This window comes from Pseudarthrobacter sp. R1 (genome assembly GCF_024494415.1).
Taxonomy (GTDB): Bacteria; Actinomycetota; Actinomycetes; order Actinomycetales; family Micrococcaceae; genus Arthrobacter.
Window position 1 is genome coordinate 170,480 of sequence record NZ_JAMKFI010000005.1, and the last position, 17,529, is coordinate 188,008.

At 65.7% G+C, this 17,529-nt stretch carries 14 protein-coding genes; 3 read left to right on the top strand and 11 right to left on the bottom strand.

Annotation, left to right across the window (positions count from 1 at the left end; all coding sequences use genetic code 11):
* Entirely contained in the window at positions 1-1,473 is a 1,473-nt protein-coding gene (locus M8J71_RS05045) for an MFS transporter (protein ID WP_256246885.1), read from the bottom strand.
* 276 nt (positions 1,474-1,749) lie between these two features.
* On the opposite strand from M8J71_RS05045, the gene M8J71_RS05050 reads away from it, so the two are divergent.
* Complete coding sequence (locus tag M8J71_RS05050; RefSeq protein ID WP_256246886.1) at positions 1,750-3,162, top strand: MFS transporter; 1,413 nt, start codon at positions 1,750-1,752, stop codon at positions 3,160-3,162.
* 59 nt (positions 3,163-3,221) lie between these two features.
* Here M8J71_RS05050 and M8J71_RS05055 read toward each other — a convergent pair whose 3' ends face one another.
* The 6 genes from M8J71_RS05055 to M8J71_RS05080 form a co-directional block, all read right to left on the bottom strand.
* A complete protein-coding gene (locus M8J71_RS05055; RefSeq protein WP_256246887.1) occupies positions 3,222-3,959 on the bottom strand; it encodes a glutamine amidotransferase in 738 nt (245 codons plus the stop codon).
* Positions 3,960-3,990: 31 nt separating this feature from the next.
* A complete protein-coding gene (locus tag M8J71_RS05060) occupies positions 3,991-4,431 on the bottom strand; it encodes a YybH family protein (RefSeq protein WP_163164330.1) in 441 nt (146 codons plus the stop codon).
* Between the two features lie 19 nt (positions 4,432-4,450).
* Positions 4,451-6,265, bottom strand: coding sequence for an acetyl/propionyl/methylcrotonyl-CoA carboxylase subunit alpha (locus M8J71_RS05065; protein ID WP_256246888.1), 1,815 nt, complete (start codon positions 6,263-6,265; stop codon positions 4,451-4,453).
* 130 nt (positions 6,266-6,395) lie between these two features.
* Positions 6,396-7,040 carry a Maf family protein gene (locus M8J71_RS05070; RefSeq protein WP_256246889.1) on the bottom strand — a complete coding sequence of 215 codons (645 nt, stop codon included), beginning with the start codon at positions 7,038-7,040 and terminating at the stop codon, positions 6,396-6,398.
* Positions 7,041-7,049: 9 nt separating this feature from the next.
* Positions 7,050-9,572, bottom strand: a complete 2,523-nt coding sequence (locus tag M8J71_RS05075) for an MMPL family transporter (protein WP_256246890.1) — start codon at positions 9,570-9,572, stop codon at positions 7,050-7,052.
* A gap of 18 nt (positions 9,573-9,590) precedes the next feature.
* Positions 9,591-10,280 carry a TetR/AcrR family transcriptional regulator gene (locus tag M8J71_RS05080; protein WP_256246891.1) on the bottom strand — a complete coding sequence of 230 codons (690 nt, stop codon included), beginning with the start codon at positions 10,278-10,280 and terminating at the stop codon, positions 9,591-9,593.
* A gap of 175 nt (positions 10,281-10,455) precedes the next feature.
* Here M8J71_RS05080 and M8J71_RS05085 point away from each other — a divergent pair, with 175 nt between their 5' ends.
* Positions 10,456-11,019 (top strand): hypothetical protein, encoded by a 564-nt coding sequence (locus M8J71_RS05085; RefSeq protein ID WP_256246892.1) that lies wholly within the window; start codon positions 10,456-10,458, stop codon positions 11,017-11,019.
* Between the two features lie 77 nt (positions 11,020-11,096).
* On the opposite strand, the gene M8J71_RS05090 is transcribed toward M8J71_RS05085, so the two are convergent.
* From M8J71_RS05090 to M8J71_RS05105, 4 genes are all read right to left on the bottom strand, one after another.
* A complete protein-coding gene (locus tag M8J71_RS05090; RefSeq protein WP_256246893.1) occupies positions 11,097-12,539 on the bottom strand; it encodes a dicarboxylate/amino acid:cation symporter in 1,443 nt (480 codons plus the stop codon).
* Positions 12,540-12,794: 255 nt separating this feature from the next.
* Positions 12,795-14,477 carry a DUF885 domain-containing protein gene (locus tag M8J71_RS05095; RefSeq protein WP_256246894.1) on the bottom strand — a complete coding sequence of 561 codons (1,683 nt, stop codon included), beginning with the start codon at positions 14,475-14,477 and terminating at the stop codon, positions 12,795-12,797.
* 40 nt (positions 14,478-14,517) lie between these two features.
* Positions 14,518-14,736 carry an acyl-CoA carboxylase subunit epsilon gene (locus tag M8J71_RS05100; RefSeq protein WP_256247060.1) on the bottom strand — a complete coding sequence of 73 codons (219 nt, stop codon included), beginning with the start codon at positions 14,734-14,736 and terminating at the stop codon, positions 14,518-14,520.
* Between the two features lie 53 nt (positions 14,737-14,789).
* The gene (locus tag M8J71_RS05105; RefSeq protein ID WP_256246895.1) at positions 14,790-16,373 is read right to left on the bottom strand and encodes an acyl-CoA carboxylase subunit beta; all 1,584 of its coding nucleotides are present in this window, start codon (positions 16,371-16,373) and stop codon (positions 14,790-14,792) included.
* 222 nt (positions 16,374-16,595) lie between these two features.
* On the opposite strand from M8J71_RS05105, the gene M8J71_RS05110 reads away from it, so the two are divergent.
* Complete coding sequence (locus tag M8J71_RS05110; protein WP_256246896.1) at positions 16,596-17,483, top strand: SDR family oxidoreductase; 888 nt, start codon at positions 16,596-16,598, stop codon at positions 17,481-17,483.
* Positions 17,484-17,529 lie beyond the last annotated feature (46 nt).

The following is a 17,529-nucleotide window of genomic DNA, read 5'->3' on the forward strand; positions in this document are numbered from 1 at the left end:
TTAGACGTGTCCCATCGCATTTCGGTTGGCGTTGCGGATGTAGAAGGCCCAGCAGACAACCAGCATCAGGACGTAAGCCCCGACGAATCCGTAGAAGGCCGGTGTGTAGGATCCGCTGGCGGTGTTGGAGGCGTTCAGCACCTGTGGAATCACAAAGCCGCCGTACGCGCCGATGGCCGAGATGAGGCCGAGGGCGGAGGACGCGAGCCGCTGGGTCTGCACGGTGCTGGCTCCGGTCTTCGCGGCCCGGCTGGAGGTGGCGAAGATGATGGGGATCATCCGGTAGGTTGCGCCGTTGCCGAAGCCGCTGGCGGTGAAGAGCATCAGGAAGAGGACCAGGAAGAGCCAGAAGTTCTTCAGCGGCAGGGTCCAGATCATGGTGAGGGTGATGATGGCCATGGAAGCGAAGGCAGCCACGGTCATGCGTGCGCCGCCCATCCTGTCGGCCATGCGTCCGCCGTACGGCCGTGCCAGCGAGCCGACCAGCGGGCCGAGGAAGGCCAGCGAGAGTGCCACGGTGCCTACTCCGATGGAGGAGAAGGCCGGGAAGTAGTCCTTGATGAGCTTGGGGAACACACCGGCGAAGCCGATGAAGGAGCCGAAGGTTCCGATGTACAGCAGGGCCATGATCCACAGGTGCGGTTCCTTCAGTGCAGCCACTGAACCCGCGATGTCACCCTTGGCGCTGGTGAGGTTGTCCATGAACTTCCAGGCGCCGAAGGCTGCCACCAGGATGAACGGCACCCACATCCAGCCGGCCATGGGCAGGTTGACGGTGCCTACGGCCAGCAGGGTGATCACGATCGGGACAGCGAGCTGTGCGACGGCGGCACCCATGTTGCCGCCGGCGGCGTTCAGGCCCAGCGCCCATCCCTTTTCCCGTGCCGGATAGAAGAAGGTGATGTTGGCCATGGAGCTGGCGAAGTTTCCGCCGCCGAAGCCGGCGAGGGCCGCCACGAGCAGCATGACGCCGAACGGGGTTTCCGGGTTGGAGACGCACAGTGCCAGGCCGATGGAGGGGATCAGGAGGAGCAGGGCGGAAACGATGGTCCAGTTGCGGCCGCCGAAGCGGGGGACCATAAAGGTGTAGGGGATGCGCAGGGTTGCGCCCACCAGGCTGGGCATGGAGATCAGCCAGAAAATTTCGGAAGTGGAGAAGTTGAAGCCTGCTGCGGGCAGCTGGACCACCACGATGGACCAGAGCTGCCACACAACGAAGCCGAGGAACTCGGCGAAGATTGACCAGTTGAGGTTGCGGCGCGCAATGGTGCGGCCTGCGGATTCCCACTGGTCCTTGTTCTCGGCATCCCAGTTGGCGATCCAGCGGCCGGGGCGGAATTCAAGGGCGGGTGCGTCTGTGGTGCGGGTAGAGCCGGGCTGTGCGCTGGCGGATGCGGGGGTTCCGGGCCTTGCGGCTTCGTCCAAATCAAGGGAATTGCCGGGGCCGGCATCAGCGGTGCGGTCAACAGTCACGGGGTACCTCCTTCGGGGGGATGTTGTTCCTCCAAGGTAGGGACACCGCGTTTCGTGGACCGACGATGTTTGTTAACGCGCTGTGACATTTGCCTATCGGCGGCCCGGGACGGACGTGAGGCTGGCAGGATGGCCACACAGTGAGACGCACGGCACATGTCCGGATAGTGGACCTTTCGTCCATTGACTGGACCGCGGGAACTAATATTGAACTCTAACTATTTCGAGCCGGGCCTGAAGGCACGGCCTGGCCGGTTCTCACGAAAGCGTTTACCTATGTCATCCCCCAATACCTCCACGGTGCCCGGACCCCCGCAGCCGGTGAATTCACGCGGCCGCGTGATCGTCGCCAGCCTGATCGGCACCACAGTGGAGTTCTACGACTTCTACGTCTACGCGACGGCAGCCGTACTGGTTTTCCCGCAGCTGTTCTTCCCCAACCAGAATGAAACCACCCAGCTCCTGAGCTCCTTTGCCGTCTTTGGGGTGGCATTTGTCGCCCGCCCGCTGGGTTCCATTGTTTTTGGCCACTTTGGCGACAAGTTCGGGCGCAAGGGCACACTGGTGGCATCCCTGCTGACCATGGGCATTGCGACGTTCCTGATCGGCTGCCTGCCCACCGCGCTGGTACCAGGCTGGGGATTCTGGGCTCCGGCACTGCTGGTGGTTATGCGGTTCGCCCAGGGCCTGGCCCTGGGTGGCGAATGGAGCGGCGCCGCGCTGCTGGCCACGGAGAACGCTCCGGCCAACAAGCGCGCCATCTACGGCACCTTCCCGCAGCTGGGCGCCCCCATCGGCTTTATCATCGCCAACGTGATCTTCCTGGTCTTCAGCTACGCGCTGTCCCCGGCTGACTTCCAGTCCTGGGGCTGGCGCGTGCCGTTCCTGCTCAGTGCCGTGATGGTCATCATCGGCCTCTACGTCCGCCTGAAACTGATCGAAACTCCGGCCTTCACCAAGGTCCTTGAGTCCAACGAGGTGGCCAAGCTGCCCCTGGGCCGGGTGTTCAAGACGAGCTGGCGCCAGCTGATCCTTGGCACGTTCATCATGCTTGCCACCTACGTGCTCTTCTACCTGATGACCACGTTCACCCTGACCTACGGCACCCGGCCGGACAGCCTCGAGGATGCCCGGGCAGCCGCCGAAAAGGCTGGAAAGCCGATGACGGAGGCCGCCGCGGCTGCCTTCGTTCCCGGCCTGGGCTACACCCGGAACGACTTCCTGTGGATGCTGATCGCCGGCGTCGTATTCTTCGGAATCTTCACGCTGGTCTCCGGGCCGCTGGCTGAGAAATACGGCCGGCGCAAGATGCTTCTTGCGGTCACGGGCGGCATCTTCGTTTTCGGCCTGCTTTTTGTCCCGCTGTTCAGCGGCGGATTCATTGGCACCATGGCACTGCTGGTCATCGGCTTCTCCCTGATGGGCCTGACCTTCGGGCCGATGGGTGCGCTTCTGCCGGAGCTGTTCCCCACCAACGTCCGCTACACAGGATCGGCTGTGAGCTACAACTTCTCCAGCATCCTGGGCGCAGCGGTGGCTCCGTTCATTGCCGTGGCGCTGTGGGAACTGGCGGACGGCAGCCCGGTACTGGTGGGGATTTACCTGACTTCCATGGCCGTGCTGACCCTCATCGCACTGTTCGTCAGCAAGGAAACCCGCGACGTGGACTACGAGAACAACGTGGCCTGAGATATCGCCCTTGATTGACCGGAAATGCCCGGCGTGGTCCACGGACCCGCCGGGCATTTCTACGTCCCCGAGGCGTAATGGGCCACGAAATTCTTCAGGATGTTCATCGGCTCGGTGACGGTGAACTGCCGGGCCTGCGCCATCAACTCCTCCGCCGCCTCCGGCGGAAAGTAGCCGGCGTGGCGGTAGATGTCGATCCTCGTGACGAGGCCGTCCACGTCCAGTTCGGGGTGGAACTGGGTGGCGTAGAGGTTCCTGCGGATGCGGAACATCTGGACTGGACAGGCGGCGGACCTGGCCAGCAGTACGGCGTGCGGCGGCAGGACCGTGCAGGCCTCCTTGTGCCCCGTGAAGGCGGTGAACCTCCTGGGCATGCCGGCCAGCACCGGATCCTCCAGGCCCGCGTCCGTCAGCTCAACCTCCGCGGCGCCGAGTGGTTCTCCGAAGGTCCTGTCGATCACGGCGCCCTGGTGCGTCCCCAGGGTGCCAACGCCATAGCAGGCACCGAGGAACGGGAAGTCCCGGGCCACCAGCTGGTCCAGGAGACCGGACAATTCGCGTTCCACCCGGTGCTGCGTCGGAGTCTTGTGCTCCGGCGGGTCGCTGGACGTGAACGGGCTGCCGCCCACGATCACCCCCGAGTAATCCGCGAGGTCCAGCTCAGGCAGGGGTGCGGCCTCCAGCCGGATGCGCCGTAACTCCTGGGGCTCCAGCCCGCCGTAGCGCAGATAGGCGGCGTATTCGTCCTCAGCAGCGGCGTCTTCGGCCCTTGACGCCAGGAGCAGAAAAGGCAGCATCTGCTAAGTCTGCCTCTTCCGCCGGAACCTGTCAGCTGTTGGCGGGCTGGCTCAGGGACCGGCGGGACTGCGGCCGGGCAGCGGGATCAGCATGGCGGTGCACAAGCTTCCAGTACCCTTCCTCGCGGCGGAAGACACTGGTCACGCGGAGCGCGAACTCCTCGGCGACGGCGGCGCCGTCCAGCCGCGCACGGAAATGTTCCGTCTCCACCAGGAAAGCAGTGTCGCGTGCTGTGTAGGACGTGATGGTGTCGAACCCGAGCATCTCGCCGTCCTGGAACTGGCGGGCAGCCTGGTCCAGCCGGGCTTCCACCTGCGCCCAGCCGCGGGCAATGCCGCCGAAGGGGTTCGCCAGCGTGACGTCGTCAAGCCGCGAGTACAGTTCCTTCACAGGTCCGGGGTTGCCCCGGGTGATTTCGGGGACGGCCAGATGGTAGCGGTCCACTTCTTCTTCAAAACTTGGTGCGAGCATGGGGGGCCTCCGGCGCTTGCTAGTCTTCGATGGTGGCGATGACGGCGCCGGCTGACACCGTTTCCCCGGGTGCGGCGGTGAGGCCGGTGATGGTTCCGGAGCGGTGTGCCGTCAGCGGCTGCTCCATCTTCATCGCTTCGAGGACCACAACGAGGTCTCCCTCGGCCACAACATCGCCGTCCGCCACGGCCACCTTGACGATGGTGCCCTGCATGGGGGAAGTCAGCGCGTTGCCGGTCGCTGCTGCCGTACCGCCCGAGCGGGAGCGCTTCTTCGACTTGCCGGCCTTGGGAGCAGTGCCGGCGGAGCCGGTTCCCACGGAACCGAGCGAGGCCGGGAGTACTACCTCAAGCCGTTTGCCGCCCACTTCAACCACCACGCGCTGCCGCTCTTCGGCGTCCACGTCGGTGCCGGCGCCGCCGTCGGGGGTCCAGGCCGGGAGGTTGTTGACAAACTCGGTTTCGATCCAGCGTGTGTGCACGCGGAAGGGGCCCTCGGCCGGCGCGAATGCGGGGTCCGAGACCACGGCAAGGTCGAACGGGATCACCGTGGGGATGCCCTCGACCACCATCTCTTCGAGGGCGCGGCGGGCCCGCTGCAGGGCCTGCGGCCGGCTGGCACCCGTCACGATGAGCTTGGACAGCATTGAATCAAAGTTGCCGCTGATCACATCGCCCTGCTCCACACCGGAGTCGATGCGGATGCCGGGGCCGGTGGGGTTCTTCAGGACCCGGAGAGTGCCCGGGGCCGGCAGGAAGTTCCGGCCCGGGTCTTCGCCGGTGATGCGGAATTCAAAGGAGTGGCCACGGACTTCGGGATCGTCGTAGCCGAGTTCCTCGCCGCGGGCCAGGCGGAACTGCTCGCGCACCAGGTCGATGCCGGTGACTTCCTCGGAAACACAGTGCTCCACCTGCAGGCGGGTGTTCACCTCAAGGAAGGAGATGGTGCCGTCCTGGCCCACCAGGAATTCGCAGGTGCCGGCGCCGAGGTAGCCGGCCTCTTTCAGGATGGCCTTGGAGGACTCGTACAGGCGGCGGTTCTGCTCCTCGGTCAGGAACGGGGCCGGCGCCTCCTCCACGAGCTTCTGGTTGCGGCGCTGCAGCGAGCAGTCGCGCGTGGAGACCACCACAACGTTTCCGTGCGCGTCGGCCAGGCACTGCGTTTCCACATGGCGGGGCGCATCCAGGAAGCGCTCGATGAAGCACTCGCCGCGGCCGAAGGCGGCAGTGGCCTCACGGACAGCGGATTCAAAGAGTTCGGGAATCTCGTCGCGGCTGCGGGCCACCTTGATGCCGCGCCCGCCGCCGCCGAAGGCTGCCTTGATGGCCACGGGCAGCCCGTACTGGTCCACGAAGTCAAGGATTTCCTCGGCGGACTTGACGGGGTCCGCGGTGCCGGGGACCTGGGGTGCGCCCACCTTCTCTGCGATGTGCCGGGCCTGGACCTTGTCGCCGAGGGCGGAGATGGCCTCCGGGGACGGGCCGATCCACGTGATGCCGGCCTCGATCACCCGGGCAGCGAACTGGGCGTTTTCGGCCAGGAATCCGTAGCCGGGGTGGATGGCATCGGCGCCGGACTGGCGCGCTGCGTCGATGATCTTGTCCATCACCAGGTAGGACTCGGCGGCGGTGTTCCCGCCCAGCGCGTAGGCTTCGTCAGCAAGGCGGACGTGCAGCGCGTCGCGGTCTGCGTCGGCGTAGACGGCAACGGAGGCGATGCCTTCATCACGGGCGGCGCGGATGATGCGTACCGCGATTTCACCGCGGTTGGCGATCAGCACCTTTGTGAGGGTCGACTGCGTGGGACGTGCGGACTGCTCCAAATTTGCTGACAAGGCGTCTCCTTCTTTCCTTCAGGGAGCCTAGCGCGGTTTTGAGGGTTCCGCCGATATTACTTGCGGAATCCGCGTGTAAAGCGGCGTTGCTTTGTAGGGAAGCTACAAGACTTCCCGAAATCGTCCCGCTTTACGCAGGCTGCCAGAGTTCGGTGATGCGCACCTGCGCCTGGGCGAGCAAGCCGCGGAGCGTGGAGACGGACAGGCCGACGACGGCGTGCGGGTCGCCGTCGACCTTTCGGATGAACGCCCCGCCGAGGCCATCGATGGTGAAGGACCCGGCGCAGTGCAGCGGCTCGCCGGTGGCGATGTAGGCATCGATCTCCGCCACATCCATGTCCAGGAAGGAAACCTCCGCCGATGCCACCGTTCCCAGGGTGGCGCCGGTGCCGGGGGCTGCGCCGTCGTCGGGGTCTGTATCGCGGCAGTCCACCAGCCAATGCCCTGTATGCAGGACCCCGGCGTTGCCGCTCATCCGCAGCATGCGCTCACGGGCGACGGCGGCAGTGTACGGTTTGCCGTGCGCCTCGCCGTCGAACTCGAACACGGAGTCGCACCCGAGTACCAGCGCCCCCTCCGCTTCCGGCAGCGCCGCCACAGCCTCCGCTTTCGCCCGGGCCAGCAGCAGTGCGGTGTCGTGCGCGTCGGTGACGCCGTACCGCGCCTGGACCGCATCCTCATCGACGTCCGACACCAGGACCGTATGCCTGATGCCGGCCTCGGCGAGGAGTTTGGTGCGGGCGGGGGACTGGGAAGCGAGAATCAGGCGGACCACAGTTTCAGCCTAGTGGACCAGCGCCTGTGGTGCCGGGGCCGCCTCGGGCCGGCTGAGCTTGGCGCCCTCCACGTCGACGTCCGGCAGGATCCGGTCCAGCCAGCGGGGGAGCCACCAGGACTTCTCTCCCAGCAGGTACATCACGGCAGGAACGATGGTCATGCGCACCACAAAGGCATCAAGCAGCACGCCGAACGCCATCGCGAAGCCAAGCGGCCGCACCATGGTGAGGTGGCTGAAGATGAAGCCGGCGAACACACTGACCATAATGATCGCCGCCGCCGTCACCACTGCGGCTGCATGCCGGAATCCCACCCGGACCGCCTGCTTGGCGGAGGACCCGTGCATGTACGCTTCACGCATTCCCGAGGCAATGAACACCTGGTAGTCCATGGCCAGTCCAAAGAGCACGCCGATCAGGATGATGGGCAGGAAGCTCAGGACGGCGCCGGGGTTGGCGACGTCGAACACGCCTCCCAGCCAGCCCCACTGGTACACCGCCACCACGGCCCCGAATGCAGCGGCGAGGGAGAGCAGGAATCCGCCCGTTGCGAGCAGCGGGACAACGATGGAGCGGAACACCAGCAGCAGGAGGAGCAGGGAAAGCCCGACGACGATCGCCAGGTAGGGCGGCAGGGCGTCACCGAGCTTGGTGGAGACATCCACGTTCCCGGCAGTCTGCCCCGTCAGGCCCATCGCCACGTTGTACTCGGACTGGATTTCGTCGTTAAGGCCGCGCAGTTCGGAGACCACCTGCACGGTGCTGGCGCTGGCGGGTCCTTCTTCTGGAAGGACCTGGAATACCGCGGTGCGGCGGTCGTCACTGAGGGCAACGGGTACGGCGGCCACCACGTTGTCCACGGCGCGGAGCTTGTCTGCGACGTCGTACTGCAGGGCCTGCGCCTGTGAATCGTCCAGGTCCGCCGGGAACTCACCCACGGCCACGATGGGGCCGGTGACGCCTTCGCCGAAGCTGCGGGCTGTCAGGTCATAGGCCTGGTACGCCTCGGACTCCACCGGCTCGGAACCGCCATCGGGCAGTGCAAGCTGCAGTTGGGTGGCGGGCAGGGCGAGGGTACCCAGGAGGAGCACACCGGCCAGGAGCGCCAGCACAGGATACCGGGTGACGAGGCCGCCCCAGCCGCGGGTGCTGCGCTCGCGGTCCTGGGCTTCATCGTCAGCTTCATGGCCAGGTTGGGCATTGTGGGCTTCTGCTTTGGCCCAGGCGCGCCGGGAGATAATGCGGCGTCCGATCAGGGACAGCATGGCCGGCGTGAGCGTGATGGCCACCAGCACGGCCACTGCCACGGTTCCGGCCGCAGCCAGGCCCATCACGGCAAGGAAGGGAAGCCCGGGGACCACCAGCGCAGCCAGGGCGATGATCACCGTGAGGCCCGCGAAAACCACTGCGTTTCCTGAGGTGCCGGTGGCGCGGGCTACCGATTCCTCCTGTGCCATGCCGGCGAGGAGCTGCGTCCGGTGCCGGTTGACGATGAACAGGGAGTAGTCGATTCCCACGGCCAGGCCCAGCATGAGGGCAAGCATGGGGGAGATGGAGCTCATGTCGAAGAGGCCGGAGAGGGCGAAGGTGATTCCGACGCCCACGCCGACACCCACCACTGCCATGAGCAGCGGCAGCCCGGCGGCGATCAGCGTCCCCAGCATGATGATCAGCACCAGGGCCGCGACGGCGATGCCGATGATCTCTGCGGCGCCGAAGAGTTCCGAAATGTCCTCGGTGATTTCCTTGCTGGCATAGGCGGTGACGCCGGCTGCCGAGGTTTCATGGGCAATGTCCTGGACCTGCTGGCGGACGTCGGGGCTCAGGCCGTTGATGGAGGTGCTGAACTGTACCTGCGCTACGGCGGCGCGGCCGTCCTCGGAGACGAACCGGATGGCCGAGGAAGCTTCTGCCTGGCGCTTACCCAGTTCCAGCTTCGCCTTGCTGGCTTCCAGTTCCCGGGCGCCGGCGTCGAGCTTTGCCTGTCCTTCCGCGAGCGCAGCTTGCTGCTGGCCAAGCTGTGCCTCGATGAGGGTTGCCGGGGCGCCGGCTGCAGCCAGCTGCTGTTCGGCGGCTGCAAGCTGCGCCTTGCCGGCGTCCAGCTCGGCGCGGGAGGCGTCCAATTGTGCCTGGCCCGCCGCAAGCTGCTGTTCGCCAGCGGTAATGGCCCGTCCGGCCTGGTCCACTTGCGCCTGGGTTGCGAACGGATCCACCGTGCCGCGGACGTCCGGGACGGTCTCAAGCTTCTTCAACGCGTTGGTGACGGCGGCGCGGCTTTCGGCGGTGAATCCGCCGTCGGGCGCTTCAAAAACGATGGTGGCGGTGCCGCCGGATGCTGAGGGAAGTTCTTCCTTCAGCTTGTCCGCGATGCGCTGGGTTTCGGTGCCCGGAATCTGGAAGTTGTTGGACAGCGTGCCGTGGAAGGCCGCGGCCGAGCCGCCCACGGCCACCAGGGCGGCCAGCCACAGCGAGATGACCAGCCAGCGGCGGCGGTGGGAGAACTTGCCCAAGCGGTAAAGGAGCAGTGCCATGAAGGGTAACCGATCTGATCAGGAGGAACGGGAGTCGGAACGTGAAGGGGAAGGGGGTTGGACTGCCGTGAAACCGGAACCCAGGAGCGCCATGGCGTCAATCAGCAGTTGCCGGAGTTCGGCGAGCGACGCCGGTGAGAGGTCGGCGCCGCGGCGGGTGAACCAGACTTCCATGGCCGCTTTGCCGCAGGAAATCACGGAGCCCGCCAAGGCACGGAGGTAGAGCTCGTCGTCGGCGCCGGGCGTTCCGGCCGCTCGTTCCCTGGCCACAGCGGTGATCTGCTCCCTGCAGTGGTCCCACGCTTCAAGTTCTGAATGGGCCATCAGGCTGCTCTGCTGGGTGAGGGTAAACAGCTCGGCCAAAGGAGCCACGGTCATGGGATCTGCCAGGGCCATCAGGGCTGCCTGGGCCGACTGCAGGATGGGTTCCTCGGCCGGGCGGAGCCGAAACTGCTGGATGGCGTTGTCCAGGAAGCCGTGGGTGACGGAGGCGAGGGCGGCGTCGGTGCTGCTGAAGTAGTTGAAGAAGGTGCGCCGGGAAATTCCCGCGGCATCGGCGATGTCCTCCACCGTGAAGCTGCCCGGGCCACGGCTCTGCAGCAGCGACAGGGCGGCGTCCGTGATCGCCTGCCGGGTGGCAGCCTTGTTCAACTCGCGGCGGGTAGGGCCTGCGGGCGAGGGAGCAGCCGGGCTGACGGAAGTGGTCACGCCTTTACACTATGTGCAAGTTTGCACTGTGGGCAAGTTTTTGTACGCCCACTTTCACAGGTAGCTGAAAGGTTCCGAACAGCTCTTCCAGAACCTGCCTCGGGATGCTGGTGGTGCCTCGAAGGAGGCGAACCATCAGCAGCCGTCACTGACGGCGGATCCAGGAGACAAGAAGATGTCACGCACAAAGAAAATGACCCTCGGGCTGTCAGCCACGGCGCTTGCCCTTGTTGGCGGAATCGGAGTTGCCGGCGTAGCGTCCGCCACCACAACACCGGCTCCGGCACCCAGTGCCAGCTCCAGCGCATCCGCGGACGGGAGCACCAGCACCGCGCCGGGCGGAGGCATGGGCAGGCACGGCGGCCGCGGTGGGGAGCGCGGCATCGCACAGGCATCCGCGTTGGCAGAGAAGCTCGGGGTGGAGGAAGCCAAAGTGACGGAGGCGCTGCAGGCTTTCCGTGAAGCGAACAAGCCCGCAACCCCGCCCACAGAAGGCACGAAGCCCGATGCCGCCACCCGTGACGCAGCCTTGGCCACATCGCTGTCCGGGACGCTGGGCATCGAGGAGTCCAAGGTCACCGCAGCCTTGGCGGAGCTCCGCGCGGAGAAACGAGCAGAGAAGGCCGCGGCTCTCACAACGCGGCTGGACCAGGCCGTGGCGGACGGAAAGCTGACTCAGGCCGAGGCTGACGCCGTGACCAAGGCGGTGGAAAACGGCGTCATCGGCGGCGGCCGCTGAGGTGTTGACGGCATAAAAAAAGTCCCCGGGGAAATTCCAGGGGACTTTTTTCTACTGCAGGGGTGAGCGCAAGACCCTTAGGCCTTCGCGTCCGCCAGTTCGCGCGTTGTGGTGTCCGTGGAGGTTCCGTCGGACGGGGCGGCAGCGGCGGTGTCCGCAGTGTCGTCAACAAAAGGTGTGCCGTTGCGGGGAGCGTTGTACAGCTCCTCGTCCAGGATGCCCTGGCGCTTGGCCACGATGGTGGGGACGAGCGCCTGGCCGGCGACGTTCACCGCGGTGCGGCCCATGTCCAGGATGGGATCGATGGCGAGGAGCAGGCCGACGCCGGCAAGCGGCAGTCCCAGCGTGGACAGGGTCAGCGTGAGCATCACCACGGCGCCGGTGGTGCCGGCCGTTGCGGCAGAGCCCAGGACCGATACCAGTGCGATCAGCAGGTACTGGCTGAAGTCGAGCTGGATGCCGAAGAACTGGGCGACGAAGATGGCGGAGATGGCGGGGTAGATTGCCGCGCAGCCGTCCATCTTGGTGGTGGCGCCCAGCGGCACGGCGAAGGAAGCGTAGGCGCGGGGGACACCGAGGCTGCGTTCGGTCACACGCTGGGTCAGGGGCAGGGTGCCCACCGAGGAGCGGGAGACGAAGGCCAGCTGGACGGCGGGCCACACGCCGGAGAAGTATTGCTTGACCGACAGTCCGTGGGTGCGGACCAGGATGGGGTAGACCGCGAAGATGACCAGGGCCAGGCCTACGTAGATGGCGAAGGTGAACTTGCCCAGCGAGCCGATGGTGTCCCAGCCGTAGACAGCCACGGCGTTGCCGATGAGGCCCACGGTACCCAGCGGTGCGACGCGGATGATCCACCACAGCACCTTCTGGATGACGGCCAGTGCAGAGGCGTTCAGGTTCAGGAACGGCTCGGCGGCCTTGCCTACCTTGAGTGCGGCAACACCGACGGCGATGGCGATCACCAGGATCTGGAGCACGTTGAAGCTGACCGAGGTGGTGACGGCGCCGGACTCGGCAACGGTGGAGCTGGCGCCCAGGCCGAGGAAGTTCTTGGGGAAGAGGCCTACCAGGAAGGCCCACCAGTCACCGGACTTGCCGGAGTACTTGGCTTCCTCGGTGATGCCGGTATTGGCGCCGGGCTGCAGCAGGACACCCAGGCCGATGCCGATCAGCACGGCGATCAGGGAAGTGATGGCGAACCACAGCAGGGTGTTCCACGCGAGCTTGGCGGCGTTGGAGACCTGGCGGAGGTTGGAGATGGAGCTGACGACGGCGGTGAAGATCAGGGGCACGACGGCGGTCTGCAGCAGGGACACGTAGCTGGAGCCGATGGTCTGCAGTGTGGCGCCGAGGCCGTTGGGGCTGGCTTTGGTGCTGCCGGTGTACTTGGCCAGCAGTCCGAGGCCAAGCCCGACGATGAGGGCGGCGATGATTTGGAAGCCGAACAAGCCAGCCCACTTGGGGAGCTGGAAGCCGGTCTTTCCTGCGGATTCTGAGGGGCGGGTTTGAGTGCTCACCCGAATACGATAGGTTCCGGCTCCATATCACGACGAGCGAACATTGAGAAATATTACGCGGCCCAAGTTTCTCCAGCAGTAAAAAATCCCCGCGAAATCAAGGGTTTGAAGGAGCTTTGTTAAGTATTCCCACCCGCGCTGTGGTTAATGTCTCGCTCAAAGTGGACACAAGGGGGCCCTCCGGCAGCGCGCGTCAAAGCGAGGAACGAGCAGCGCGCCGAGGAGGGGCCCCTTGGGGCCACGGGGTAAGGACTATCAGAGCAGTGCCCGCCGCAGGGTATCGAGTCCAACAGAGCCGATGTTCAAAGCCCTTGTGTGGAACTCCTTCAGGTCGAAGCCGGGGCGGGCTTCGAGTTCTGCGCGGATCTGTTCCCAGAGGCGCTGGCCTACCTTGTAGGAGGGTGCCTGGCCTGGCCAGCCGAGGTATCGGGTGAACTCGAAGTTGAGCTGTCCTTCGCTGATGGGGAGGTTCTGTTTCAGGAATTCGTAGCCCTTGTCCGCGGTCCAGGTGCCGGTGCCCCAGCGTTCGGGGACTTCGAGTTCGAGGTGGACGCCGATGTCGAACACCACGCGGGCGGCGCGCATCCGCTGCATGTCCAGCATGCCCATGTGGTCACCGGGATCGGCCAGGTAGCCCAGTTCCTGCATGAGCTTCTCGGCGTAGAGTGCCCAGCCCTCGCCGTGGCCGGAGGTCCAGCAGACGTTCCGGCGCCATTTGTTCAGCAGTTCGCGGCGGTAGGTGGCAGTGGCCACCTGGAGGTGGTGGCCGGGAACGCCTTCATGGAACACCGTGGTGGTCTCGGCCCAGGTGGTAAAGGTGTCCTCACCGGCGGGGACGGACCACCACATGCGGCCGGGACGGCTGAAGTCGTCCGACGGGCCGGTGTAGTAGATGCCGCCCTCATCGGTGGGGGCGATGAGGCACTCGAGTTTCCTCATGGCATCGGGTATGTCGAAGTGGACGCCGGCCAGTTCCGCCACGGCTTTGTCTGAAAGTTCCTGCATCCACTCCCGCAGCGCTTCCTTACCCTTGAGCTGGCGCGCGGGATCGTTGTTCAGGATCTCCTTGGCCTCGGCGATGGTGGCACCGGCCTTGATGGTGTGCGCCACGTGTTCCTGCTGGGCGATGAGGCGGTCGAGTTCCTCTACGCCCCAGGCGTAGGTTTCCTCCAGGTCCACGGTTGCGCCAAGGAAGGAACGCGAGGCCAGCGTATACCTGGCCCGGCCCACGGCGTCCTTTGCGGGCGCGGCGGGCAGCAGCTCGGTCCGGAGGAACCCGGCCAGTCCGGCGTAGGCGCTCCGGGCGGCGGCAGCACCGGCGTCGAGCTCCTCCTGAACGGCGGCGGGCAGCGGCCCGGCGGCAGTGGATGCTCCGGCCGCGAGCTTCGCGAAGAAGCCGTCCTCCGCTGCGTACTTTGTGGTCTGCTCAATAACTATGTTTACCTGGCGCGCGGCCGAAACCCGGCCGGCGTCCCTCGCCTGCCGCAGGGAGTCGATGTAGCCGGCAATAGCCCCCGGGACGTTAGATGCGCGGCCGGCGATGTGCCGCCAGTCCTGCTCTGTTTCCGTGGGCATGAGATCGAAGATGGCACGGATGTCCTGGGCGGGGGAGGCGATGTTGTTCAGGTCCGCGTACTCCCAGCCGGAGGCATGGATCAGCAGCTGCAGGCCCAGCCGCTCCTGCATGGCGTCAAGGGTGACGGCGTCGACGTCGTCCTCGGGCTCGAGTCCCTCAAGGTCGGTGAGGGCCTTCCGGGCAGCCTCCGCGAACTCCGCGATGCCGGCGGGGGAGAAATCCTGGTATTCGGTCTCGTGGCCGGGCACGCCGAGGGTGGTGGCGAAGGACGGGTTGAGCCGGATGAGCGTGTCCGTGTATTCGTCCGCGACGGCATCGATGCGGGTTTTCGGGCGGGCGGCGGGAGCAGCGTCTGTAGTCACACCACGAGACTAGCGCCCGAAAGGCGGGAAGGTACGCCTTTCAGCCACGGCTTCGCTTCCACGCCCCGGGCCCCGGCGTAGGGGCCAGCCGCAGCTGCTGCCGGCGCACCCAGTGCCGCACCGACGGCTTGCCGGCGGGTGCGGGCTCCCCGCCTCCCAGGGAAAGGACGACGGCGGTCAGTGCCGCCAGTTCCTCGGCCGTCGGCTGGCCTTTAACAACAGACAGCAGGGGGGCGGCAGGCTCGGTGGCTGGGCCCACGCCGGCGAGGGACCCGGCTTGAGCTTGCGAGGGCCGGGAGCCGGTGGGGACGGTCACAGCGGGATGTTCCCATGCTTCTTGGTGGGAAGGCTGGCGCGTTTGTCGCGGAGCGCACGCAGCCCCTTGATGATCTGGGTCCTGGTTTCGGAGGGGGCGATGACGGCGTCGACATAGCCCAGTTCGGCTGCCTGGTACGGGTTCAGAAGCTCTTCCTCGTACTGCCGGATCACTTCGGCCCGCCGCGCCTCGACGTCTCCGCCGGCTTCGGCAACGGCTACGAGGTCGCGGCGGTAAAGGATGTTCACGGCCCCCTGCGCACCCATCACGCCGATCTGCGCGGTGGGCCACGCCAGGTTCAGGTCCGCGCCCAACTTCTTGGAGCCCATCACGATGTAAGCGCCGCCATAGGCCTTGCGGGTGATCACAGTGAGCTTGGGGACGGTAGCCTCGGCGTACGCGTACAGGAGCTTGGCGCCGCGGCGGATGATGCCCTGGAATTCCTGGTCCTTGCCGGGCAGGAACCCGGGGACGTCCACCAGGGTGATGATGGGGATGTTGAACGCGTCGCAGTGGCGGACAAAGCGGGCGGCCTTTTCGGAAGCAGCGATGTCCAGGGTGCCCGCGAACTGCAGGGGCTGGTTGGCCACGATGCCAACCGTGTGGCCCTCCACCCGGCCGTACCCGATCATCACGTTGGGCGCGTACAGGGCCTGCATCTCCAGGAAGTGGGCGTCGTCCACGATCTGCTCAACAACGCTGCGCATGTCGTAGGGCTGGTTCGCTGAATCCGGGATCAGCGTGTCCAGGGCGAGGTCGTCGTCGTCGACCTCCAGCTCCTGCTGGTGTTCCAGCACGGGTGCCTCGGCGAGGTTGTTGGAGGGCAGGAAGTCCAGCAGTTCACGCACGAATTCGATGGCGTCGGCTTCGTCGGAGGCAAGATAGGTGGAGGTGCCCGTGGTGGCGTTGTGCTGGCGTGCGCCGCCCAGGGTTTCCATGTCCACGTCCTCGCCGGTGACGGTCTTGATGACGTCCGGGCCGGTGATGAACATGTGCGAGGTTTTGTCCACCATCACCACGTAGTCGGTGAGGGCGGGGGAGTAGGCCGCACCGCCGGCGGAGGGGCCCATGATCAGGGAGATCTGCGGCACCACACCGGAGGCGTGGACGTTGTTGCGGAAGATATCGGCGAACATGGCCAGTGAGGCCACGCCTTCCTGGATGCGGGCTCCGCCGCCGTCCAGGATGCCCACCACGGGGCAGCCGTTGCGAAGTGCGAACTCCTGCACCTTGACGATCTTTTCGCCGTTGACCTGGCTGAGGGAGCCGCCGTAAACGGAGAAGTCCTGGCTGTAAACGGCTACGGGGCGACCGTCCACGGTGCCGTACCCGGAGACCAGGCCGTCGCCCAGCGGCTTCTTCTTTTCCATCCCGAATGCAGTGGAGCGGTGTACCGCCAGGGCATCGAATTCCACGAAGGAGTCTTCATCGAGCAGGAGGGCGATGCGTTCCCGGGCAGTGTTCTTGCCGCGGGCGTGCTGCTTTTCGATCGCTTCGGGGCCGGAGGGCTGTTCAGCACGGGCCTGGCGGTCGCGGAAATCGGCGATCTTTCCCGCTGTCGTTGTCAGATCGTGGCTCATCAAAATATCTCCGGCTCTGTAGCAGATTGGTCCTGTGGCGCTGTCCTTCGTGGCAGGTCTGATGCGGGAGTTAAGTAGCATCCACACAAAAAACGAACCCTGCTGGCTAGTCTAGTGACGCTTCTGACGCCCGCCGCTGTAGAAAACCTACAATTTTCTGCCGTGCCGCCGCCCGCCCAGTTATGTTACTCGCCAGTAACATAACTGGGTTAGAGTGGTTTTATGACTTTGAGCAACGACGCTTCGGGATCGCCTGCAAGCCCCTACCAGCCCTCCGGTACCCTCCGTGGTCGCACCATCCTGATCTCCGGCGGAAGCCGTGGAATCGGGCTGGCCATCGCCACCAGGGCGGCGCAGGACGGCGCCAACATAGTGCTGCTGGCCAAGACCGGGGAGCCGCATCCGAAACTCGAAGGCACCGTCTACACGGCAGCCGAACAGTTGGAGGCGGCTGGCGGCCAGGCGCTTCCGCTGGTTGGCGACGTCCGGCGTGACGAGGACGTCGCGGGAGCTGTTTCTGCGGCCCTGGACCGCTTCGGGGGCATCGACATCGTTGTGAACAACGCCTCTGCCATAGACCTGTCCGGCACCGATGCCGTGGACATGAAAAAGTACGACCTGATGCAGGACATCAATGTCCGCGGGACGTTCCTGCTGTCCAAACTGGCATTGCCGGTGCTGCGCGCCTCCGCCGGCGGTCACATCCTTACGCTTTCACCCCCGCTGAACCTTGATCCGCACTGGGCCGGAAAGCACCTGGCCTACACCATGGCTAAGTACGGGATGAGCCTGACCACCCTGGGGCTCGCAGAGGAGCTGAAGGGCGACGGTATCAGCGTCAACTCACTGTGGCCGTGCACCCTGATCGATACAGCAGCCATCCGCAACATGCCCCGCGGCCACCACATGGTCCAGGCCGCCCGCGGGCCGCAGATCATGGCTGATGCCGCCCACGCCGTATTGACCGGCGCCAATCTTCGCCCCGGCGGTGCCGCCAGCGGCAACTTCTACACCGATGAAGAGGTGCTGGCCGCAGCCGGCGTGGAGGACTTCCGTCCCTACAGCCTGGGGGCACCGGAGGACCGGCTGGTTCCGGACATCTTCCTGTAGCGGGCAGCACTGGCGCGTAGCGGGAGGATTTAGCTCGGTAGGATTT